Below are 5,106 nucleotides of genomic sequence, written 5' to 3' on the forward strand. Positions count from 1 at the left end.
CAAGGCGCAGCTAACTCCCAACCAAACTGTCCAATTTTACACCGGGAAACTGACCCATTTTGCGCCGGGATTGACACACAGCCACAAACGCGACAGCGCAACAAACAAATACACCTTTTGCAACGTACCGCACGCTTTTCTCCTAATGTTCCGATTCATACCTTGGGCAACCTAAACCATTTATTTGTTAGGTTAATGGATTATATGGTCGGTAAATTTCCCGACCTCTGAATGATCTTGACCGTACAGCTGATAACTCTCGCTGATTTGGTCGGACAGCTAAATCACGGGTAGATGACAAAATAACTTTTGTACCGCTGACCCAGCTTCCAATCAGCTGGCTTGAAGCGAGTTTGACCGACCAGAACTGGACACGTTGCAGGGGTTGCGACTTCAGCGGCTCGACGCATTCCCAAGCTATTGGCAGCCAGATTTCTTCGATTTCCCACATTTATCTAATTACTGTTATATGTGAATTCTTCAAACGACGAGGACAGGATGAACTCACTAACTAGAATAACACGTGGGATAGGCGTCGCTTTCAAAGACGGTAGAGTGAAAGGCATTCTTGCCTTCACGGTTGGAATGATTTTATGGGCCTCGGTCTTTTACCACTTTGTCGAGGGTTGGAGTTGGCTCGACTCAATCTACTTTTCTGTAGTGACAATTTCGACCGTAGGGTTTGGTGACTTCTCACCTGAAACCGCGGCAGGGAAGATCTTCACAATGATTTACATCATCGTGGGCCTCGGTGTCTTCGTGACCGCGGCGACCACAGTGGCAGATACAATCTTGTCCCAAGACGACAAAAAAGCGGACTAATAGACTGCACTCAAATGAGCCAAACCGAGTTCCTGCACAGGCATTGGCCCGTCTGTGCATCTCAAACCGCGGCCTGGATTCATTTGCGCCTTCAAGCTGATAGATGATCACTAAAACTCAAAAAAATATACATATTATGTTTTTTGAGTATAACATTCAAAAAAATATATGGAGGGATGGAATGGAAAAGACACAGGACGCAAAGATTGTCGATCTAGCGATACGATTGCTCTTTCTCGGACTATTTCTCTACAGCGCTCTGGTCATGGTGGCCCCGCTTGCAAGCGTGGTTATCTGGGCAACTATCCTCTGTGTGGCGCTTTACCCGACATTTGATTGGCTGCAGTCCAAGCTGGGAGGTCGGAAAAAGCTTGCCACAACGATCTTGGTTTTGCTGGGCCTTGTTCTGACCCTCGGGCCTGTCGCAACTGCGGTGTCTGGTGCTGCAGAACTAGGGGCTGAATTCGCGGAACAAGCTGACAAGGGTGAGTTGAAAGTCCCCCCTGCGCCCGAGGGCCTCAAGGAATTGCCATTGGTTGGAGACAAAATTTCCGATGTCTGGGGGATGTTTGAGCGCAATCTTGACGGCGCGCTTACGAAATATGGCGCGCAAATCCTTGAGATCACCAAGTCGCTGTTTGGAAAGGTGTTGGGCATCGGCATCGGGCTTCTTGGCTTAGCTCTGTCCGTATTGATTATGGGGGCGTTGTTCAGCCCCGGGCCAAATATGGTCCAGGGTCTTCAGCGCTTTGCCAACCGTGTTTTCGCTCCGCGCGGTGGAGAATTCGTAACACTGGCAGGCGCAACAATTCGGAACGTTACAAAAGGCGTGATTGGCGTAGCTGCCATTCAAGCGGTCTGCGTTTGGATACTGTTGGCTTTGTTTGGGATTTCTTCGGCCGCCACGTTGGCATTCATCTGCCTGATACTCTCGATTATCCAAATCGGGCCCGGATTGGTTCTTATACCGGTAATTATCTACGCATGGAGTTCCATGTCCGGCGGAACTGCTTTGATCTTCACCATACTGGCTGTTCCCGTCACTATAATGGACAGTTTCCTAAGACCCGTGTTCATCTCAAAAGGCCTCGAGACTCCTATGTTGGTCATCCTCATCGGTGTTCTCGGAGGTATGATGGCGTACGGTTTGATCGGCGTCTTTATGGGGCCGGTTCTCTTTGCTGTCTTCTATGAGCTGTTCAAGGTTTGGATTGATACCTCGCCCGAAGCCGAGGGCGTTGCTGATGGTACGACGAAATGAGGAAAACGATATGGACAACCCTGGCTGTCATTCTGATTTTCCTTGTCTGGTATTTGGTCGCTGATCGGAAAACGCCATTTACCGGGAACGCCAGAGTAAAAGCCGTGGCGACCCAGATCGTCCCGCAGGTGACTGGCACCGTGACTGAAGTATTGGTCGAAAATGGTCAGATTGTATCGGCCGGAGATGTCCTTGTCCGGATCGACTCGCGACCCTATGAGATTCAGCGCGACAAAGCGGAAGCTGATCTCGAAGCAGCCACTCAAGAAGTGGGCGCATCTTCGGCAGAAGTAAGAGCGGCACAGGCCAAACTGGCAAGGGCGCAGAGCGATCTGGATACGATGCGCATTCAAACAGAACGCGTATTTGCGCTCGAAAAGAAAGGGTTGATTGCCGTCTCAAAGGCCGATGATGCGCGAGGGCAACTGGCAGAGTCCGAGGCAAACTATGAGAACGCAAACGCAGATCTGGAAAAAGCAAAACAGAGACTTGGTGACGACGGAATCGAAAACCCGAAAATCCAGCGCGCGTTGGCCGCCTTGGCGGATGCAGAGCTTAACCTTGAGTGGACTGAGTTGCGCGCTCCGGCGACAGGTGTCATCTCTAATTTGCTGATAGCCCCCGGAACATATGCGCGATCCGGTCAGGATCTGTTGACGTTTCTGGACGCAACTGACGTCTGGATTGAGGCGTATTTTTCCGAGAACAACCTAGGAAGAGCCTCGATAGGGTCTCCGGTTGATGTAGTGTTGGACATGCATCCAGGTCAGGTTATTCCGGGCGTCATTGAGAGCTTTAGTTCGGCGGTTTCCCTAAGCGGCGGTGATGTGCCCGGGCAATTGGCGAGCCCTCCAAGCACTAAAGGTTTTTTGCGCGAGCCTGAGAGATTCCCAGTCAGGATCGTTTTACCTGGCTATGAAGCCGGAAGCGCCGAAGATGACCTTCGCTTTCAACTGAATGGGCAAGCCGATGTGATCATGTACCTAAGCGACAACTCGTTGCTGAACCTCGTAGGTCGCACCTACATCCGCGTGGTTTCAATTCTGTCCTATGCGTACTGAGGACCAAAGCTCTGTCACCCGGCTTGCGCTGGGTGTTACCGGCGTCTTTTCATTGGGCCTATTTCTTGGGTGGCCGCTTGCCGTCGTTGGGGCGGTGTTCGCCGCCCTTTTTCTGCAAGCACCTGCCGCATTGCCTTTGACAGCATTTGCGAAGCTCTTTGTCTTCTCTATTGGGTTGATGTTCATTTCGTTTCTGGTGTCGTCAATTTTCTCACCATATCCGCTTGTATTTCTGATGCTGGTGGCGATTGGAATAATCCTGTCTTTCAAGTGGTCAGTTTCCGGCGCCGGAGTATTACCCGGTGTCATAGCTCTCATGGGAGCATTGATGATCCCGAACCTGGTTCTGCAATCACAGGACCTGGCTTTGGTGCTCGTGTATTGGATACCGTTGAACCTGCTGTTCGCAGGCTTCGTATCGACACTGATGTTCGCGTTGATCCCCGCCGAACCTCAAACAGCGGCCCAGAAGAAGGCCGCATCGTCGCCGAACTTCGACCCACATCGCCGTATAGTCAGGATGTCGCTTGTAACAGTGCCGTTTGCCTTGGCGTTTTTTGTTTCCGGCGCATCTGCACTACTTGTTTTGTTTTTTGTCGCCCTGCTGAGCCAGCAACTTGCGGCAATGCCCGCTGCAGGCAAAACAGTTGCAAAAGCAATGCTGACGGCAAACCTTCTTGGGGCGGCAGTATCCATCATTTGCTATGAGATAAACGTAATAGCTCCGGTTATTCTAACGCCCATTCTGCTGTGTTTTTTCTTTTGCCTGACACTCGGAGCACTCGGTAAATCTCAAGCCCCACTCGCCGCCGCTGCCGGCTCTGCTATTACAACGGCTCTGATTGTATACGGCGGGTCGGTTGCACCGTTTTCAGACGAGGCTGACGTCAAGAGCATCATTCGAGTTTTGCAAGTTGCCAGCGCCGCCTTCTTTGTAATCATCGCATATGTCGTGGTAGATGAATTCTGGCCGGAAAAAGAGCGCCAGGCGGCTCAATGACGTTTGTTGCAACAAGGCTTGGCGCTGAAACCGACAGAGTTCTCAACTTGACCAATTCTACTTAGGGTCAAGATTCATAACCAGTACATAACGGTTGCCTCGAGTGCGAAGGCTGAGAGGAAGACCTTGGGACTACGGTCATAGCGTGTCGCCACGCGCCTCCAATCCTTGAGCCTGCCGAACATGATCTCGATCCGGTTGCGACGTTGTACTTTCGCTTATCGTATTTGACCGGTGTCTTGCGTTGCATACGGCCTGGGATGCAGGCGCGTATCCTTTTGTCTTTTAGCGCTTCACGGAACCAGTCGGCGTCATAGCCGCGATCCCCGAGCAGCCAATCCACGTTTAATATGCTGCTGAGCAGAGCCCGAGCATCGATGTAATCGCTGACTTGCCCGGCAGCAACAAACAGGTTGAGCGGGCGACCTTAGCTATCACAAATAGCATGCAGCTTGGTATTCATGCCGCCTTGGTTCTGCCAATCAGGCGGCCATGCCCCCCTTTTTGATGCCCAAGCTGGACGCCGTGCGATGGGCTTTTAGATATGTGGCGTCGATCATGAACATCTTCTTTTCACCATGCTCGGCAGCCAGACCAGCCATCATCCGTGCGAAGATGCCTTTCTCGCTCCAACGCTTCCACCGGCTGTAGAGCGTCTTTTTAGGTCCGGATTCCCAGGGCACATCTCGCCAACGCAACCCATTGCGATTGATGAAGATAATCCCGCTCAGCACCCTTCTATCATCGACCCGTGGCCTACCGTGCGACTTCAGGAAGAAAGGGGAAAGCATGGCCATATGCTCGTCTGTCAGCCAATAGAGGTCGTTCATGTCATCGCTCCGTTTTTGGAGCCGTGAATCACGCAGCGCAGCGAAAATCAATGCATCCTGAGCCTTCTGTATCGCCACTTTGCTATGCTGCCCCCGTCAGCGACCTTGGCCGAGGCTGCTGACGGGGCGGTG

The 5,106-nt window shown here is 51.9% G+C and carries 5 protein-coding genes and 1 pseudogene; 5 read left to right on the forward strand and 1 reads right to left on the reverse strand.

Annotation, left to right across the window (positions count from 1 at the left end; genetic code table 11):
• The 5 genes from AC2FJ5_RS21215 to AC2FJ5_RS21235 form a co-directional block, all read left to right on the forward strand.
• Positions 1-231 (forward strand): hypothetical protein (locus tag AC2FJ5_RS21215; RefSeq protein ID WP_496794506.1); only part of this gene is annotated, 231 nt, incomplete at its 5' end.
• A gap of 324 nt (positions 232-555) precedes the next feature.
• Positions 556-822: a potassium channel family protein gene (locus AC2FJ5_RS21220; protein WP_246097203.1), complete on the forward strand. Its 267-nt coding sequence runs from the start codon at positions 556-558 to the stop codon at positions 820-822.
• A 103-nt stretch (positions 823-925) separates the two neighbouring features.
• Positions 926-2,083 carry an AI-2E family transporter gene (locus AC2FJ5_RS21225; protein WP_496794507.1) on the forward strand — a complete coding sequence of 386 codons (1,158 nt, stop codon included), beginning with the start codon at positions 926-928 and terminating at the stop codon, positions 2,081-2,083.
• The gene (locus AC2FJ5_RS21230) at positions 2,080-3,144 is read left to right on the forward strand and encodes an HlyD family secretion protein (protein WP_496794508.1); all 1,065 of its coding nucleotides are present in this window, start codon (positions 2,080-2,082) and stop codon (positions 3,142-3,144) included. Before AC2FJ5_RS21225 ends, AC2FJ5_RS21230 begins: the two co-directional genes overlap by 4 nt.
• Positions 3,134-4,144, forward strand: coding sequence for a DUF2955 domain-containing protein (locus tag AC2FJ5_RS21235; protein ID WP_496794509.1), 1,011 nt, complete (start codon positions 3,134-3,136; stop codon positions 4,142-4,144). The genes AC2FJ5_RS21230 and AC2FJ5_RS21235 overlap by 11 nt, the downstream gene beginning before the upstream one ends.
• Before the next feature lie 74 nt (positions 4,145-4,218).
• Here AC2FJ5_RS21235 and AC2FJ5_RS21240 read toward each other — a convergent pair.
• Positions 4,219-4,974 (reverse strand): annotated as a pseudogene (locus AC2FJ5_RS21240) (IS5 family transposase).
• Positions 4,975-5,106 lie beyond the last annotated feature (132 nt).

Source organism: Ruegeria sp. CDSA221, assembly GCF_059611825.1.

Excerpts from the sequence above, each read along its gene's own strand:
- AC2FJ5_RS21225 (WP_496794507.1), top strand. The coding sequence starts at position 926 with ATGATCACTAAAACTCAAAAAAATATACATATTATGTTTTTTGAGTAT.
- AC2FJ5_RS21230 (WP_496794508.1), top strand. The coding sequence starts at position 2,080 with ATGAGGAAAACGATATGGACAACCCTGGCTGTCATTCTGATTTTCCTT.
- AC2FJ5_RS21235 (WP_496794509.1), top strand. The coding sequence starts at position 3,134 with ATGCGTACTGAGGACCAAAGCTCTGTCACCCGGCTTGCGCTGGGTGTT.